The organism is Aestuariivivens insulae, from assembly GCF_022662195.1.
GTDB classification, from domain to species: Bacteria; Bacteroidota; Bacteroidia; order Flavobacteriales; family Flavobacteriaceae; genus Aestuariivivens; species Aestuariivivens insulae.
Genome location: NZ_JAKMCS010000008.1, coordinates 23453 through 42651, shown reverse-complemented (window position 1 = coordinate 42651; position 19199 = coordinate 23453). Strand labels below are relative to the sequence as shown.

General features: G+C 37.1%; 10 protein-coding genes. 1 reads left to right on the top strand and 9 read right to left on the bottom strand.

Annotated elements, in window-relative coordinates; all coding sequences use genetic code 11:
- The 7 genes from MR062_RS10980 to MR062_RS10950 all read right to left on the bottom strand — a co-directional run bounded on the left by MR062_RS10980 (position 1) and on the right by MR062_RS10950 (position 11368).
- Positions 1–1575 carry a sulfatase family protein gene (locus MR062_RS10980; RefSeq protein WP_242204254.1) on the bottom strand — a complete coding sequence of 525 codons (1575 nt, stop codon included), beginning with the start codon at positions 1573–1575 and terminating at the stop codon, positions 1–3.
- A 251-nt stretch (positions 1576–1826) separates the two neighbouring features.
- A complete protein-coding gene (locus MR062_RS10975; RefSeq protein WP_242204253.1) occupies positions 1827–3410 on the bottom strand; it encodes a beta-N-acetylhexosaminidase in 1584 nt (527 codons plus the stop codon).
- A gap of 38 nt (positions 3411–3448) precedes the next feature.
- Positions 3449–4126: a DUF6250 domain-containing protein gene (locus MR062_RS10970; RefSeq protein ID WP_242204252.1), complete on the bottom strand. Its 678-nt coding sequence runs from the start codon at positions 4124–4126 to the stop codon at positions 3449–3451.
- A 10-nt stretch (positions 4127–4136) separates the two neighbouring features.
- A complete protein-coding gene (locus MR062_RS10965; RefSeq protein WP_242204251.1) occupies positions 4137–5594 on the bottom strand; it encodes a sulfatase family protein in 1458 nt (485 codons plus the stop codon).
- A 2-nt stretch (positions 5595–5596) separates the two neighbouring features.
- Positions 5597–8677 (bottom strand): chondroitinase family polysaccharide lyase, encoded by a 3081-nt coding sequence (locus MR062_RS10960; RefSeq protein WP_242204250.1) that lies wholly within the window; start codon positions 8675–8677, stop codon positions 5597–5599.
- A 5-nt stretch (positions 8678–8682) separates the two neighbouring features.
- Complete coding sequence (locus MR062_RS10955; protein WP_242204249.1) at positions 8683–10185, bottom strand: sulfatase family protein; 1503 nt, start codon at positions 10183–10185, stop codon at positions 8683–8685.
- Positions 10178–11368 carry a glycoside hydrolase family 88 protein gene (locus tag MR062_RS10950; protein ID WP_242204248.1) on the bottom strand — a complete coding sequence of 397 codons (1191 nt, stop codon included), beginning with the start codon at positions 11366–11368 and terminating at the stop codon, positions 10178–10180. Before MR062_RS10950 ends, MR062_RS10955 begins: the two co-directional genes overlap by 8 nt.
- Positions 11369–11811: 443 nt before the next feature.
- On the opposite strand from MR062_RS10950, the gene MR062_RS10945 reads away from it, so the two are divergent.
- Positions 11812–13698 (top strand): beta-N-acetylhexosaminidase, encoded by a 1887-nt coding sequence (locus MR062_RS10945; protein WP_242204247.1) that lies wholly within the window; start codon positions 11812–11814, stop codon positions 13696–13698.
- A 512-nt stretch (positions 13699–14210) separates the two neighbouring features.
- On the opposite strand, the gene MR062_RS10940 is transcribed toward MR062_RS10945, so the two are convergent.
- Together MR062_RS10940 and MR062_RS10935 are read right to left on the bottom strand one after the other, a co-directional pair.
- Positions 14211–15842, bottom strand: a complete 1632-nt coding sequence (locus MR062_RS10940; RefSeq protein WP_242204246.1) for a RagB/SusD family nutrient uptake outer membrane protein — start codon at positions 15840–15842, stop codon at positions 14211–14213.
- 10 nt (positions 15843–15852) lie between these two features.
- A complete protein-coding gene (locus tag MR062_RS10935) occupies positions 15853–19152 on the bottom strand; it encodes a SusC/RagA family TonB-linked outer membrane protein (RefSeq protein WP_242204245.1) in 3300 nt (1099 codons plus the stop codon).
- Positions 19153–19199: the final 47 nt, after the last annotated feature.

Here is a 19199-nt window from a genome sequence, read left to right as displayed (position 1 = left end):
TTATTCTACCTTAGGTTTAAACATGGTAAAGCTTAACCCTTTCCTTGCTTCCATTAAATCTGCTTGAAGGTCTTCAACTTTATCGGGATGGTTCTGGGCGATATTGTTTTGCTCTCCTGGGTCTTCTTGTAAATTATACAATTGAGGAGCTGTTTCAAATCCAGTTTCGATAATAGGCCCCCAAGGCACTAGTTTAGGACCGTCCAAAGGTTCTATATATTTCCAATGACCCTTGACGTACGATAATGGTCCTGCAAAGCTTTCCTGAATTAAGGATGTTCTTCCTACTGTGTCCTCTCCCGTTAAGGTTGCCAACTGATCTTGACTGTCCATAGCATTGTATTGTGACATATCAACACCTGCTAGTTTACCCAAGGATTTAAAAAAATCTACTTGGCTCACCATAGCATTGGAAACCGTTCCTTTTCCTTTTCCATCGGGCCACCTAATAATTAATGGAATTTTACTACCTCCATCGTAAGCACTATACTTTCCACCTCGTAAATTTCCAGCTGGTTTGTGGTCGCCTACTAATTCTCTAGCTTGATCATGATAACCGTCATCTAGTACTGGCCCATTGTCACTAGAGAAAATAATAAGGGTATTATCTAATAGTTGTTGTGCTTTTAAGGCTGAAATGATTTGGTTTACGGTCCAATCTAACTGCAAGATAACATCACCCCTTGGGCCCATACCACTTTTACCCTGAAACATTTTATTTGGAACTCTTGGTACATGGATATCGTGTGTTGAAAGATAGAGAAAGAACGGCTCTTTTTTATTGGCTTCTATAAAACCAATCGATTTTTTTACCAATTCCTGGGCAATGGTTTCATCATCCCAAAGCGCTTCTTTTCCACCTTCCATAAACCCTATACGGCTAATGCCATTTACAATGGTATTGGCATGCCCTTGTGAAGGCTTAATCTTTAATAACTCCGAATTTTCTGAACCTGTTGGCCAGTTACCAACCTTTTCCATATAGTTCACTTGAATAGGGTCGGCAGGGTCTAGATTTACAATGTTATGGTTTTCAACAAAAACACAGGGCACTCTATCTCCAGTGGCTGGAATGAGGAACGAATAGTCAAACCCTATCTCAAGTGGTCCAGGCTTTAAATCTCCATTCCAATCTGGGCCTTCGGGGCCGCCCAGTCCCAAGTGCCATTTACCAACAACACCTGTTTTATATCCTGCCGAATGCAATACTGAGGCCAGTGTTGGCTTTGATGTATCAAACAAAAGTGGTTGATCTCCAGAAGCAATACTATTACCCTTCTTTCTCCAGGCATACATACCTGTTAAAAGTGAATAACGCGATGGTGTACAGGTTGCTGCAGTGGCATAGGCATTATGAAAGGCAATCCCTTCTTTGGCTAGACTGTCGATAGCCGGTGTTTGGATGGTCGTGGCCCCGTAGGCGCTAATGTCTCCATAGCCTAAATCATCGGCATAGATCATTACAATATTAGGTTGCTTTTGTTCTTTTGTGGGGTCTTCTTTTTCTGATGTTTTATTTTTACATCCTATAACCGTTAATGCTAAAAAAGCAAGTAATATGGTGTTATATCTCATTCTATACATGTTTTTCTAATGTTTATTTATTATTGAATATCCGTGCCTAACACAAAGTTTTATCTCCTCGAGCCCGATCGAAAGGTTACTAGACTTAACACATTTAAAATGAGGTCTCGACTTGCTTTGCAAGGTGCTTTCAAAGAAAATATATTCTCTTTTCGACCAATGCTCGACCTGACATATAAATTGTTTTATGGCAGATTACAGACAATCAGTTATTTTTAATACAATTCTTTTCTTTATAATAATTACTCCCATTTATAATCTATAGGGACTTCTTCTAATAGTGCTGGTCCATAATCTATTCCCAATGCTGTTAACAACGGATATTTTTGTTTGACCTTACCATAAAATGTTTCAAAATCCAACCTTGCTCCTTTATGCCACATTTGTTCTGCCAATGAAAATAATCGAGGGAACACACGCTGATCGATCATATGTTCCAAGACATACCAATCTGTCCATATGCAAGCGCCCATACCTAATACCAATTCATTTGGGTTTTCCAAATCGCTGGTGTTCTCTTCATAGGTCTTTTTTATATCGAATGTTCTATTTTCTTTATATCTGGACCAAGGTACCAAAGGGAAATTAAGGTAGGTATACTGATTGGTGTTACAAATAATAGGATGCCCTCTTTTAATAGCATTCTTTAAAGCTAAGTCTCCATGCCCTCTGGAATTCCACCATTGAATGACTACATTATCTGGTAATATGGTACCGTTACCATAAACTACATCTCCCCAAAAAATAACTTTCTTTCCTTTTGTTTTCATATAATTGGCCAACCGAGATGAAAAATAAAGCTGAAGATCGTGCGTGTCGTTCAAATGTTCTTCTTCAATCTTTTTTAGACAGTTTGGACACTTATCCCAATTGGCCTTTGGGGCTTCATCTCCTCCTAAATGAATATATTGTGAGGGAAATAATTCGTTAACTTCATCGAGTATATCTTCAATAAAGGCATAGGTACTTTCTTTACCACCACAAAATAGATTAGAAGAAAAGCCCATAACGGTTTCTGGCGCTTTACCAAAACAGGTCATTTCGGAATAGGCTATTAAAGCCGCTTCAGAATGCCCGGGTACATCAATTTCTGGAACCACCATAATATGCAATTCTTTGGCATAAGCAACAATATCACGAATCTCATCTTGGGTATAATAGCCTTGCTGCTCTTTACCTGTAGCTACTTTCGAGCCAATTTCGGTAAGCTTAGGGTATTTTTTAATTTCAATACGCCAACCTTGCCCTTCTGTAAGATGCCAATGGAATACATTCATCTTCAATATGGCCATATAATTTAAATAGCGCTTGATAAATTCTGGCGATTGGTACTGCCTACCTGAATCTATCATAAAGCTTCTCCAACTATATTTTGGTTGGTCGGCTATAGTAACCCCCTCAATGGTAAATCCTTTTAGGTTGTAGTTTTTTCCTGCCTGCACCTCTACAGGTAATAATTGAAGCAAGCTTTGTATACCATAAAAAATTCCTGTATCTCCATTTGAAGAAATCTTTATACCATCATGATCCACTCGTAACTCATAACCTTCATGACCTAAATCTTTATTAGCTCTTTTACAGCTTAAAACAATATCACCAACAGTAGACTCCTCTTTTTCCACCTGTACATATATCCCCAACTTATCTGCAAGCCATTGGGCAGATTGCAAACAATTCGTATCATAGGCCAATTTTATGGAAGTTTTAAATTCAAATTTTGAATCCAAAGTTTTAACCTCCATTGGTGTTGGCAAAATAGTCTGGGCCAAAGATGTGCTTATGCATATAATGGAAAGAATAAAAAGGTAAGCGGTTTTTAATTTCATGATATTCTTTAATTTAACCATCTATTTAATTTAATGTATTAATTTAATTGAGTTATTTTAAAACTATTGATTTTCATGTGATTATTAACAGTTCTAAATCCAAAGTAACCACTCTTATAAGGTTCGGGATCATTAATTTCAAATAGGATTTCTCCATCTCTGGAATAACTGGTGTAATTTTCTTTTACCACAATTTCAATATGCATTTCTTTATTAGCTGTAATCATAAACTTTTTATCAGACAGATCATGCTCTGGCAATAATGGCCTATCTATATTACCATTATATCTTCTAAACCTTGTTTTGGTATTATTATGCCCGCCATATCCAACATAATATAGTTTTAAATGATGATAGTTTGGAAAACGGCCTGCACGGTTTTTTGAATCCTTAAAAAAGTCATCTGGGTTTTCTGGATCGTTGGCCATCCAAAAGCAGTTCATGTCCGAAACCCTATCATAAGGCCCTCCCTCATCAATAATGGTAATGTGGTATTGAATCTTTATTGGCCCCTCTAGTTCATTTTTAAGCCAGATGGTACAACCTTTTGCATCTATAACTTCTATACTATTACCCTCAAATAACACTTTTCCTCCTGGTTGCTGTTCTACAATCCAGTTATTCGTATCATTTAAAACATCTTTATAAATTGTTTGTGAAGCGCAACTGTTAAAGTATAACAATAGGATAATTAAAACTGTTTGGTACAATTTCATTATAATCAATTTAATAAGATTTATCAAATAATTCGTTTGATTGTATAATACTATTTGATGGCAATACGGTCTGTTTTAAAAACTTGGTATCCTTTGTTTGCTTACACCAATTGATTAATTTGAGTCTAAACTCATCTATATGCTGAATGTATTCCTTAGATTGTATAAGATTATTCATTTCATAAGGGTCATTTTGAAGGTCGAAAAATTGCTCTCTATTTTTTCCCCAATTGTACACAACGTATTTATACTTTTCCGTTATGACCGCTCTTCCTGTAGTTCCATAAGCTTGCTTCCCTTCAAACTTTGTCTCAACAACAATATGGTCATGCTTTTCATAATCTTTTTTGCCTGCTATAAGGGGTTTAATACTTTTTCCTAAAAAAGTATCGGAAACAGAAATACCGGCATAATCCAAAACTGTTGGATATAAATCCAATCCATTAGAAATTAAAGTCGAATTTACAATCTCCCTAGCATTATTTTTTCCTTTATAATTTACAATGAAAGGGACATTTATACTTTCTTGAAACAAGGCCGTTTTCTGATTCCAACCATGTGACGCATTACCATCGCCATGGTCGCTGGTAAATATAATTATAGTATTGTCCCGCAGTCCCAAGTTATCAATAGCATCCATAATTTTGCCTATTTCCTTATCGACCTTTTCAACCAATCTGTAATAGGCATAACGATACTGCCTCCAATCTTCTTCGGTATAATGCTGCGTAGGATAGACCTTTTTATTAGTGGTTTGTTCAATTTGTAATGCTTCTGGAAAGGCATCAGACTTTTTAAAATTAATAGGCAATTCTGGCGTTTCGTTTAAAGCCACTGATGGAACATTACCATATGGCAGGGGTTGATTTCTTGCCCATTCACAAATGTTATGCGGATTATCAAAAGACGTTACCAAAAAGAACGGTTGTGCCTTATCTTTTCTCGACTTTAAATATTCAATGGTTTTTTCTGCTAATGGTATATCACCAAAATCGGCGATTTTTTCAAAACCATTCCCTTCAACCATAGCGGCCTCATGGGCATGCCATTTCCCACCATAGGCACAATGATATCCTGCTTTTGTTAAAACATTACCAAGTCCTAATTCCTTATCTTTTTTATTTAAAGTATTATCGCCTTCTGTATTAGAATTGACTCCTAAGCTATGGGGCATTTTGCCTGTAAATAGACTGGAACGTGATGGCGTGCATAACGGAAAGGTAACATAGGCATTATCAAAACGAATACCTGATTTTGCCAGCTTATCCAAATTGGGCGTATGCAAGTTGGTGTTACCTACTATACTCATGGCTTCGGCTTGATGTTGATCGGTCATGATCAACACAATATTGGGTTGGTCTTGATTTTTATTGATTTGTGACTCAACGACCAAATCTTTTTCGCTTTGCTTACATGAAATTAAAACTATTATTAAAAGAAAAAGTGATTTTATTTGACTTTGCCCCATTTTTATAGTTTCCCCAACTTTAACTTTTTAGAAAATCCATTGATACACTCTAAGGTAATACGTGTACTGTCACCAGAATTATCAACTGTAGTTGTTGGCTCTTTATCAATTACATTCCACTTCCCTTCTAATGTAATGGTTAGCTGAACAGGCTGGCTGTAATTTTTAAACTTTCCCGGTTTGTATTCAGGAAAATTCAAATCTGGTTGCACCACACTAAGTTGCAACATATTTGGATGTTCTTGATTAACCATAATTAGTGAAGGCTCAGATACTTCTTTTAAAACGCCATGACCCAAAGTTTTATTGGCTTCAAAAATAACATAGCCTGTTGTGTTTGTTTCTTTATCTAAAGCTATATGTGCCGTAGCATCTGCCCTTAAAATAGCATAGGTGTCGCTGTTTTTTACTTTATTGGAGAAGGCCTTGATATCATCTTCATCCATAAATGGATAGATAATATATTGGTACGACGCATTTTCTGGTGCCATACCATGGTCTATCCATGCAGCAGCATAGTCGCCTTCGGTTTCTTTAGCTCCTTTTCCCTTTGGGTTCATCCCTCCTGTTCGAAGCGAATATTTATTATGGTATGAGTGCTGTTCTTCTTTTTTAACATGCACCAAACTGTTAGACAGAATGTGATATCCATTACCATAAGGGTCGACTACCCAATTATTGGTTTCTTGGGTTAACTGGGTCTCAAATGGAAACTTAGACAGGTTTCCTGATGATGTATATACAGGTGCTTTTTTATCGGTTAAAGCCGTTTGGAACAAATTGGTCTGTGTTGGGTTTTTAGGGTCAATACTGGAAATATTGGTGCCTATACAAATTAGTTTATCTCCAAATGAAAATACCGATTTTTTGGCTTTTAGTTTTCCAGGGAAGCCAATATTGACTTCTTTACCATCGGCATTTGAGCCTTTATCTTCATTTAAGACCATACCAAAAGCGCCGTTACCATCTAATTCAACTGCTCCGGCAAAGCTTTCGTTGGAACGGAACATGATTAGGAGCATTTCTGGCTCCAATTCTTCAAAAGGTAAATAAATAACTGTAGCGCCTGGATAGCGGTTCCAGTCCCAGCCTTCTTGCTGGAATCCACTGCCTTTTTCACCACCACTGTTAAGCAATTGTATAGTCCCATTAGCAGGATATCTTCCGTACCTATTCTCGTCGGCATAAATTTCAGAAGCCCATACATACTTGCTATAACCTTTCATGATGGCCGCCCAATCATTACGTCTGTGTATGGCTGTTGCCGCATAGGGCAAGGTATAGTATCCAGACAGTCGTTCCTTATGTATGCCATTAACCTTAGTAAATAGGGTGCTGTTAAGCATGTCGTCCTTTCCCCAAAGCCTTAAATAGGCCGCAGCCACGTCTTTATCAATATTTGAAGTCCCCTTCGGGTTTCCTGCATTTGCCATCAACAAATATTGTTCCTTTAAATCCTTTATACCGTTGTTTTCCAGTGGATGTCTCCCTGCATTACCAAAGCCCCAGTTATAAAGTTGGCTGTAAATTCTTGTCGTTAAAAAGGCCCTTTTAAAATTCTCATGGCCTTGAGGTCGTATTCTAAAACGGGTGCCCGATAGGGTACTAATAACTTTTGGTACTGTTTTAAAAGCGCCTATACCATAGGCTGGATAATGCCCGTTATGGTGCCAAGACGTGCCATCTACCTTAAATCCCCAATCCTCATTTTGTTGTGCCAGTGTAATTGATATATATTTTGAATAGGCTGCTAACAAAGCGGCTTGTTCTTCCTGGCTTTCCATTAAAAAGATTAACATTAAATGGTAATAGGACTGGGTGTTTAAATAATCGATATTGACATGAAACTCTTTTTCATCTGCCAAAACCATACCCAAATTATGTAGCCAATGTAAACTGACTCCTATTTGACTTAGCAAGCCTTCTTCCCGCAACGCATGTCTCATTTTATAAAAGGCTTCAGTAATATCCCTAACAGAATAACCTATATGATGCCTGGTTCCTCCTGAAGCTCCGGCCTGCCAACCTTGATCCAAAAAGTATTTAGAAGCCGCCACAAACATGGTTTTGATTTCCTGCTGCTCACTGGGGTTTGCCCTGTTGTAATAATTTGATAGTTTTTTAATTTTCTTCCCAAAATCGGCAATATCATTATAGTTCTTTGCCCCCTGTTGCTTCTTATCGAAGTATTCTTGTTTTAATTGATAGGTTAACGGTGGGCCCGTAACTGTTTTACCATTAACATTTAGCTTTAACGATTGATAGTCTTCTTTTAACGAATTGATATAGACCTTATATTTTTTGGCAATTTCCAAATCATTGTCCAAAGCTTTCTCAACTCGTAATAAGTCTAATTTTATTGCTACCGAAATAGGATTTACCTTTAATGACCTAAGATGATTATAATTACTTATTAAAGGCATCCAGTGGTCGTCGCCAGAACCTCCATCTTTAATGAAGGGTACTTGAAGGTCTGGGTATTGATGGCGATCGTCTTGGTATTGTGAAAAAATAATATCATCAAAATATAAGGTTCCAGACACTGCCGTTGCCTGAACCTTAAAATTGGTATATGAAACTGCAGCACCCTTCTTTGGTGCGTTGCCCTGCATTTCATAAAAAGGTACCCACAAACGACGCCATCCATAAAAGTTTAAATCTAGGTCAAACCAAACGTCTTCTTCACCTACTTTACTAAATATAAATCGAACACTCCCTTTTTGAGGTGTTTCACTATAAACAGAAAATGTAAAAGTAGGACTTGAAGGAAAGTGATCTCCATAAGCCAATGGACTTTCATCATGGCTTAATATTCTAAAGTTTGATGTTTCCACCCAACTGCTTTCTCCATTCCATTCCCATTGCAGTGAAGTCTTTCCAAATCTAAAATGGCTATCACTTATGTTTAGCTTACTGTTTTCAGAATGTTTATAAGCCTTTATTGTGGCCTCTTTTTCGAAAGACTCTACAGCAGGATATTCTTGCCCCTGTACTGTACAATCCAAAACTAAAAATACGACAAAACAAAAAAGACCATTTCTAAGCATTCTTACTGTTTTATATTTTTGCAATTTACGTGTCATTGTCATTATTTTTTATCTTGTACCGATTGATAAAAGTCCAACCATGGATCTTTTTTAGCGTTCAACATATTTAGTAGTTGTATTCGCAAAGAACTTTCTATAGCTGCATCTTCTCCAATTCTATTTGTTAATTGATAAGGATCATTCACATTGTCATATAAAAACTCCCGAACGGTATTATTATCGTCTATGGTTATAACAAAGGTGTGCTCATGGGTTTTCATACCACGATGTCCCGATGCTGGTTGCCCTTCTTTTATATAATAATATAGCGCTGCTTTTGGCTGTTCTCCTTGTCCCTCTAGTATTACTGAAGATAAATCGATTCCATCTAAATCTGCTGGAATTCCTTTAGTGGCCCCCATCATATTCAATAAGGTTGGCATAACATCGGGGACACTTAATAGTAAATCGCTTTTTTGTCCGCCTTTAATTTGTTCTGGCCACTTTAATATAAAAGGGATATTCATGGCCTCGTCGTACCAAATGTTTTTTGACATCAACCCATGGCCACCCATCATTTCACCATGATCTGAAGTAATGACCACGATGGTGTTCTTATCTAATCCCTGTTCTTTTAAAGCCTTTAAAACACGGCCTATTTGCTCGTCGACACCAGTTATCATCGCAAAATAGTTTTTCACTTGATCTTTGGCCAAATGAGTATGATTTCGAGTCGCTCCATTATGAAACGCCAATGAATCTGCATGGGTTTCTAAATCAACATTATCCCTTACCAACAATTCTTCTAAAGACTTATCTTTATATGGTTTTACATATTTTTCCGGGACATATTGGTATGGTGGATGTGGTGGATTTACAGACCAAAATAAGGCAAACGGCTTATCTTTACTTCTGGTTTCTTTTGAAGGGTTCTTGATATAGTCTATAATAACATCGGCTTCATGTTTGGCCGACCATTCTTCTATATAGGTTACTTCATTTTCCTTGGCATCGTTTATCCAATAATGGGGTGTATTATGTTCGTTGAAAGTGCCGTAGGAATACCAAAAATTAAAACCATGACGAAATTCCTTTGGTGTATAGGCATCCCAAAGCACCGAATCTTTTTCGGGTATTGGTGCGGGTGATGTTAAGTGTAATTTTCCAACATAACCAGCATCATAACCATTTTTAACCAAAACATCGGAAAAGCTAACATCTTCCTTTTGCCAAGAATTATTGTATTTATAGCGATTGGAATTGGCATTGGTTAAAACCGAATTGTTGTATGGCAACTTTCCGGTCATTAGCATCCCTCTATACGGACTGCATAACGGAAAATTACTAACGGCATTTGAAATAACCATGCCTTCTTTTGCCAACTGATCTATATTTGGGGTATAGACGGGATCTTCGTTATTAATGCCTATAGCTGCATTTCTAAGTTGATCCGGAAAAATAAATAATAAATTAGGCTGTGTGCTTTTTTTTTCTTCTGGAGCAGACTGGCATGAAACAAAAACAACTGCTATACATAAAACATATAAAATCTTAATATTACTCATTTGTTAAGTTATTTTCCGTCATGTGCTTTAATCTGGATAATGCTTCAATATAATAATAATCTGCATAAATTAAGGCCACATCTATTTCATGTCCTAAAGATTTTGCTCCTGTTGAATGCAATAAAAATGAATCCGCCTTATCTACTCCTGAATAAGCTTCGGAACCTAAAGAGGTTAACATTTTTAACGCCGCATTAAAATAACGGTTTTTATCTTCTTGGTTATCCATATAGGTACTTAGTTCCAACAAAGCTGAAGCGACTACTGCTGCTGCCGAAGCGTCTTTCTCCTCTTTTGGATCGTTAGCGACATCAAAATCCCAACATGGTACATAATCCTCTGGCAACAGGGATAAGTACTTATCTGTTATCTTTTTGGCGAAGTCCAAAAACTTCTTATCCTTGGTTTCCCTGTACATCATGGTATAGCCATAGACGCCCCAGGCTTGCCCTCTTGACCATCTACTATCATCGGCATAGCCTTGCTTGGTGTTTTTATTAAGCACTTCTCCTGTTATGGAATCGTATTCCAAGACATGCCACGAGGTATAATCCTCCCTAAAATGATGCTTCATTGTGGTTTCGGCATGTTTTACCGCTATATCATAAAACTTTTGGTCTCCACCATGCTTGGTTGCCCAAAACAATAACTCTAGATTGAGCATATTATCTATAATAGTAATATGTTGTTTCCAACGTGGATGCATTTTATTGGACCACGATTTAATAGTCCCCACATTAGGGTTAAAACGACTGGCTAGTGAAGCTGCCGATGTTAATAGTATATCTTTATAGGCTTCTTTATGCCCAATAGTATAGCCATTGCCATAAGCAGGAAACATCATAAACCCTATATCGTGGTGTTCTGTTATGGTTTTAAAATCTTCAAATACTTCGGTACGCTTTATAGCTTCGGCCTCCCATTTTTTATCGCCACTAAGGTCGTACATGTACCATAAAATCCCTGGGTAAAAACCAGAGGTCCATACCAATCTGCCATTGGGTACTTCTTTCCATTCGGTTTCATTAGTTTCTATTAGTCTGGGGTGCTTGGTAAGATCGGTTAATTTGGGCACTGCTATTTCTAACTGCGATTCACAATCACTTATTCCTTTACTTAAAATGGCATTTACTGCATTATTAGAAACCTTATTGGTTGCTACTACTTCAACTTCCTGTGCCACTTCTTTCTTATTTTTTTTACAACCAAGCGAACATATTAAAAGAATTGCCAGTAAAAGGCACTTCGAATATTTTCTTTTCTTATTGTGAATAATACTGTACTTCATCGTTTATTAATTTTTTTTTAAATAGTTGACCGACCTTTATTTTTGTTCATATCAAAATTAAGGCTCTGCTCAAAAAAACTACATGGGCTAAAAGTTCATTATAAGGGTGGTTTCTGGTCTTTCCCTATATTTTCAACTCTATTAACGAAGTTTATTTAATTGAATATCAGTAATTAACATAATTCATAAGGATTAAGGAGCTTCTTTTATTATTCGTCAGATTCTTTACCTATGCTTACCTCTACAAAAAAAATGTTAATTTTGCTCCACATAAAACCTTGGTATAACTTACGTAACCAAAAGGTAAAAGCCTACTCTGGCTAAGATAAATTTTAAACATGAAAACATTATTCCTTACTTTCTTTTTTCTAACACTATCGCAAATAATAAATGCCCAACATTCTATTATACCTGAACCTGTAAGTTTTGAGGGTAAAAATGCTTCTTTTGTATTAAGGGACGTATTAAATTTTAATATAGAAACTCAGGATCCACAAACAAACCAATACATCAATCAGTTTAAAACCCTACTGGAAAAATCGGGAATTACTGCGGTTGCCAGCAATAAAATTGTTGAAAATTCGATTACATTTACTTTAAATAAAAAAAAGGACAATGAACTAGGTGTAGAGGGCTATCTATTAGATGTAACAAACTCCGGTATAACATTAACAGCCAATGGGTCTTCGGGAATTTTTAACGGACTACAATCCTTACGACAATTATTACCTCCCCATTTCGAAACAATAACCAATTACGACTCTAAATCAATACAGATTCCTGGATGTAAAATAAAGGATTATCCACGCTTTGGTTGGAGGGGATTAATGCTTGACGTAAGCCGGCATTTTTTTACCGTGGAAGAAGTAAAAAGCTTTATTGACCAAATGTCTCAATATAAATTTAATGTGTTCCATTGGCATTTAACCGACGACCAAGGTTGGAGAATAGAAATAAAGTCCTATCCAAAATTAACCGAAGTAGGCGCTTGGCGGGTTGAAAGACATGGGTATTTTGGAACAGACAGGACAGCTCCTAAAGAAGGTGAAAAAGCAACTTATGGTGGCTATTACACCCAAGAAGACATTAAAGAAGTGGTACAATATGCTTTGGACAGAAATATAACCATTGTTCCCGAAATCGATTTTCCGGGACATAGTATGGCTGCACTGGCCGCCTACCCAGAACTAGCATCCAACAATGATCCTAAATATGTTGAGCCCGGAGGTAAGTTTGTGCAATGGAATCCCGATTTTACCTTTGAAATGTTTATTGAAAACATGCTGAATCCGGCAGACGAAGGTGTATATGATTTTGTTGATAAAATTTTCACCGAAATAGCCGCGTTATTCCCCGGAAAATATATTCATATGGGCGGCGATGAAGCCTACCATGGTTATTGGGAAGAAAACCCAGAGGTTCAAAAGTTTATGAAAGCCAACAAAATTGCCAACGGTAATGAGCTGCAAAGCTATTTTGTAAAGCGTATTGAAAAAATTATCTCCAGTAAAAACAAGAAAATGATTGGCTGGGGCGAGATACTTATTGGTGGCCTAGCAGATGGTGCAACGGTAATGAGTTGGCACGATATGCAAGCAGGCTTAGAAGCTGCTAAATTAGGGCATGATGTAATAATGACTCCCAGAGCATACACGTATTTAGATTTGGCTCAAGGCGACCATAGTGTGGAAACCCAAAATCGTTATGTTAACCTTGAAAAAGTATATAGCTTTGATCCCATTCCAGAATCTATTGATCCTAAATTTGTTTTAGGAGGGCAAGGTTGTTTATGGACTGAAAGAATACCTAATCTACCTTTTGCCTTTTACATGACCTACCCTAGAGCATTTGCCTTATCTGAGGCTTTATGGACTCCTAAAGAAAATAAGGACTGGGAGTATTTTATTCAAAAAACTGAAATACACTTTAAACGTTTCGATTTAAAGTCTCTAAATATCAGCAAGGCAGTATACGACCCCATTGTTAGAGTTTATAAGGACAATGGAAAACTGATGTGTGAATTGACTAACTCAATTCCTGGTACTGAAATTTTTTATACCATTAACAACACCTATCCAGTGCGTTTTGGAAAAAAATATACAGATCCCTTTGAAATTCCCATGGGTGACCTTAGTTTAAGGACTCAAACATATAGAAACGACAAGCCTATGGGCAGAATGTTATTAATTCACCGCACTGACCTGGAAAAAAGAGCTAACAAATAATGTAAGTTATTTAATAGATTTTTATTTTATCTTTTGTAACAGGTTATGTAAATATCCAACATTGAATAACTTGGTTTAGATAAGGTAGGTTCTAACTGAAATAATAGTAATGGTGGATGAAAGTTCTATATTGCAATAAGCAGACATTAAGCGCGAAGACATAGTATTTTAATGCCGTTATAAGAAGAGATCATTTTGTGGTTCATTTCTAGCTTATATCGACAGACTCAAAGCAACACTTTAATGACCTTTTTACAATAAAATGATAAAATTTGTTAGCAACAGAAATGTATAATCATATGATTTATATATCTTGGTAAATCCCCCCTCCTGTTAACCATTTGTTTCTTTAACGACAACAAACCTCTGAATAAAACACAACTTAAAACACAAACCAAATATTGGAATTGAGAAAAAAAAACACCCTGAGCATATAATATACCCAAGGTGTCACTCAAAATCAAGTTAAAAACAACTCAAAAACTATACTTATTTATCTAAATAAACCATGGTTAATAACCAGGGTTTTGAGGCTTTAAATTGGGGTTCTTAGTTATTTCATCTTGTGGAATAGGCAAAAGGTAGTTTTTGTCTTGGAACACGTGTTGTGGTCTATTAATTTCAAAAATTTCATACTCTAACACACCATCATTATCATTATCCTTTACAAGCATACCATGAAACTTATTCCCATCCATAACCTCTTTTGCTATACCCCATCTAATCATGTCAAAATACCTATGGTTCTCAAAAGCCAATTCTATACGTCTCTCATGACGAATACGGTCTCTCATATCGCTTTGTGATAACCCAGATGGCAAGCCAGGTAATCCTGCCCTGCTTCTAAGCTGATTAATAGCATCATAAACCGACGCATCTGGTCCAACAGCTTCATTTTGGGCTTCGGCATAATTCAATAATATCTCACCCAATCTAAATTCCTTCCAACTTGTTCTACTTTGATAATAGGTCTTTCCATCAATATCGGTTGCACTTTCATCAATAAACTTTTTAAGGTAATACCCAGACTGGGTATGTAACCCCGTTTTTAACGGTGCATCTTCACCTCCAGGATATAACAAGTCCAGGTTTTTTCCTTTTAAGAAAGAGCCATGGTATGCAATAGTAGCATAAAACCTTTTGTCCCTCCCCGCATAAGGGTTGTTTGGATCGTACCCTGATGCTGGGTCTGTTATAGGCAATCCTGTAGCTGCCATTTCGTAAGCATCTACCATTTCTTGTGTTGGGTTGGTTTGGGATCCCCAATCTGCTCTTAGGCTAAAGGGTAAATTTAACAAGTCGAAATTATGGCCTTTTTGAGGTAGTTTATTTTCTACTTCAAAAATAACTTCAGGATTTCCTCCATAAGATTGGAACAATAAATCGTAATCTCCCTGTTGCAAGGTAAAACCAGCATCCATTACCTTTTTTGCCGATGCAGCAGCCTTAGCATAGTTTTTAGCGTATAGGTTCATACGGCTACTTAAGGCCCATGCGGTTTCCCTGTTTACTCTCCCTCTTTCTCCAGCAGTATCAACTTCGGCATGTGTTGGCAGTATAGGTGCTATTGCGTCCAGCTCTTCATCTATAAACTTATATATCTCTGCCCTAGGTGTTCTGGGCACCAACAAATCGTCATTTCCTGTTTGAGCCTTTAAAATTAAAGGCACTCCATCATAGCGTCTGGTTAAATCAAAATAAAACCAAGCTCTTAAATATCTAGCCTCTGCGCTAACCCTGTCTCTAAACTCTTGTCGTAAAGGGGCTTCGGCCATACCTTCTATGATGTTGTTTGCTCTTCTTATGCCTTTGTAAAGATGCCCCCAGTTATCCAAGGGATTTTTATCGGGCGTTATAAGTCCTTTAGCTATAACTTTGTTAGACTCTATCCATCCACTTTTAGATCTGGCCTCATCGGTAATAGAAGCCAACATAAAACGCCAGCCATAACCTGGAGAAACATCGCCATAGCCCTGTGGTAAAAAATCGTAAGTCCTATATAGAACGGCTAAAGTAAGTGCTTCGTCTTGGAATACTAAATCTGAATTAAGGTCTGTTAAGGATCCTTTCTCGTTTAAAAAATCTTCACTACAACCAATTAAGGCCATTAAAGCTAACGAGAATAAAATTAAATATTTTTTCATTTTCTTTTTTTTAAAATTTAACATTCAAACCAAACAATACGCTCTTCATTTGCGGATAGAATGCACCTCTAATTCCCGAAGGGCCTTCTGGATCTCTATTATCTATTTTACTCCAGGTTAGCAAATTACTACCAGATACAAATAGCCTTACGTGATCTACCCCAATTTGCTCTAAACCATTTAGTCCCGATAGGGTATATGCCAATTCAATGTTTTTCAATCTAAGGTATGTGGCATCTTTTAGCCAAAATGTAGAATCTTTATGGTTGTTAGCATCTGATCCCACTGATAATCTTGGGTAGGCCGCATCGGTATTGGTTGGCGACCAAGAATCAATCAATACACTTTCGCTATTGGTTTCCAACTCGAACGGTATGTTCATAACATTTCTTTCCAGATTTGTTGCTCCTTGGAAGAATACGTTCAATTCAAAGTTCTTATAGCTAGCTCCTAAATTGGCACCATAAATAAATTCTGGTATCCAGCCTTTGCCAATAACCCCTTTATCATTATCGTTAAGGACACCATCATCATCTAAATCCTTATATTTAACATCCCCAGGTTGTAACGTTGCATTGCTTTGGCCATCTTGATCTACAGACCAACTGTCTATTTCCTCTTGTGTTTGAAATATCCCAAGTGCAGTAAACCCTCTATGTTGTCCAAATGATCGTCCTGTCTGTCTTTGCCAAGGCAACACACCTTCTGGTTCTCTCATTTCAATAACTTCACTTTTAGCAAAAGTTCCATTTAAATCAATATTGTATGAGAAATCCCCAACCGTATTTCTATGCCCTAAGGAGAACTCAACACCATGGTTCTCTACTATCCCAAAGTTTTCATTTGGTAAATCAGATCCAAACGAATCTGGTACTTCTGCTTCATTTGGCAATAATATATCCTCAGTTCTTTTATGAAAATAATCTACCTCTCCATAAAAGGCATGGTTAAGGAGGTCAAACTCCAAACCAATGTTGTATGATGTTGCTGTTTCCCATGTCACGTCCTCATTTGCCGTTTTTTGATCAAACAATCCTACTTGATACTCTCCGTTTATAACATACCCTCCATTATACTTAAAGGTAGCCAGATACTCATAAGTTGGAATTCTATCGTTACCTACTTGTCCCCAAGACCCTCTTAATTTTAAAAGGTTTACAACGTTTGAATCATTAAGAAAGTCTTCTTTGGAAATGACCCACCCGGCAGAAAACGCTGGAAAAAATCCCCAACGGCGATCGGGATGAAAATTATACGACCCATCGTAGCGGGCATTGGCCTGCAATAAATATTTATCGGCAAAACTATAGTCTACCCTTCCTACATAGCCAAGACGCCCCGATTGACTAGCAGAGCCACCGTTGTTTAAATTATCTGTAGCTCCTGCTCCCAACTGTTGCAGTACTGATGTAGCAAATCCATCTCTGTATCCATTTAAGTTATCATTATAGTTATTTGCCTTTTCCACAACTCCTAAAACGGATAACTTATGATCTCCAAACGCTTTAGCATAATTCACTTGAAACGAAGCGACTTCTTGCATACTTTGCTTTCTTACTTCGGTCAAGTTTCTATTTATATCATCTACAATAAAGCTATTGGTCTCCATATTGTAAAATCTATATGTAGTTGAAAATTTACTTTGGGCATCTAATGCATAATCGTAAGCATATCTGGCCGTTAATGAAAGGCCTTCAATTTGTTTAACCAGATAGTTCAACTCAAAGGTACTTTGAAAGATATGAGCCAACCTTTTATCGGTTCCTGAGTAATTAGCATCTCCAATAGGATTACCGCCTAAGCCGTTAAAACCTAAAACGCGCTCTGGTTCCACACCATAAATATATGCTGGGTAAGTAGGTAAAGACTGATCGATCCTATTGAAGACCACTGCTGCTCCATTTTTATCGTCACCGGCTCCGGTTTGCTTTATGGTTTGCTTTCTTCCTGCTAAGTTTACTGATAATTTTAAATTTTCTGCTAATTGGGCATCAAAATTAGAACGTATACTGTATGAAGTATAACCTGAGGATTTAAGCAATCCTTCTTGATTTAAATAGCCCACAGAAAAGAAATACTTTGTTTTCTCACTACCACCGCTGGCAGAGAGGTCATGTCTTTCGGTTATGGCATGCTTTTGAGTGGTTTCATTCCACCAGTCTGTACTGGGCAGTGTTCCATTTTTAAAAGCTGCTACTTCGGCTTCTGTATATTTAGGTTCAGTGTTACCATCGTTAGCACGAGCTATATTAATATTTTCGGCATATTCTCCAGCATTCATAAACCTAGGTCTTACCGTCGGTTTTTCAAAACTATAGCTACTTGTGTATTCAAAGCTGGCCTTACCTGTGGCCCCTCTTTTAGTGGTTATTAATACCACTCCATTTGCTGCCCTTGCTCCATATACAGCAGTAGAAGCGGCATCCTTAAGAATGGTTAGACTTTCTATTTCATTGGGGTTAATTCTGCTAAGTGAACCACCACGTACAATCCCATCGACAACAATTAACGGAGAATTGTTTCCAAATGTACTCTGCCCTCTAATTAAAAATGTAGGATTATCAAAACCTGGTTGCCCACTTACTTGAGTAGTAACAACCCCGGTTAGCTTACCTGCCAGAGAGTTCGCTAAATTGGGTGCAGGCGCCCTATTTAACTCTTCTGTTTTTATACTAGATACCGAACCCGTAACATCAATTTTACGCTGGGTTCCATAACCTACCACGACTACTTCATCCAGGCCTGCGGCGTCTTCTTCTAAAACTATAGCGATATTGGTTTGTTCTCCAACAGTAATCTCTTTGGTGGCATACCCTATATAAGACACCACAAGGATTGCGTTCTTATTGGCCACCGTTAGACTAAATGCGCCATCAAAGTCTGATTGCGTTCCATTGGTTGTTCCCTTTTCAAGGATATTGGCTCCTGGCAATGGCTGACCATTCAAGTCGGCTATGGTTCCATTAATGGAAACTTGTTGAACTGGAGCTACCACTTCTGATGTCTTTATGAAAATGATTTTATTTTTTTTGGTTATATCAAATTTAAAATCAGTTTTAGACAGACTTTCTTCTAATAATTTATTAGCATTAATAGTCCCTTTTTTAAGATGTACTTTAGGCGTGTTTTTAAAGAGATCCTCCTGATAAATAAATGTAAAATCTGTTTGTTCACGTAAAATATCGAAGACTTCATCAATAGTTATGACCTTGTCTTCTTCTATAATGACTTTTTTACTTTGAGAAAAAATATCACTCGAGGTAAAACTAAAGACCGATGTACAAAACAAGAGTATAAAGGTTCTCATCATAATGTGTAGAATCTTTTTCCTATAAAAGGAAAGGTGGTTAATAAATT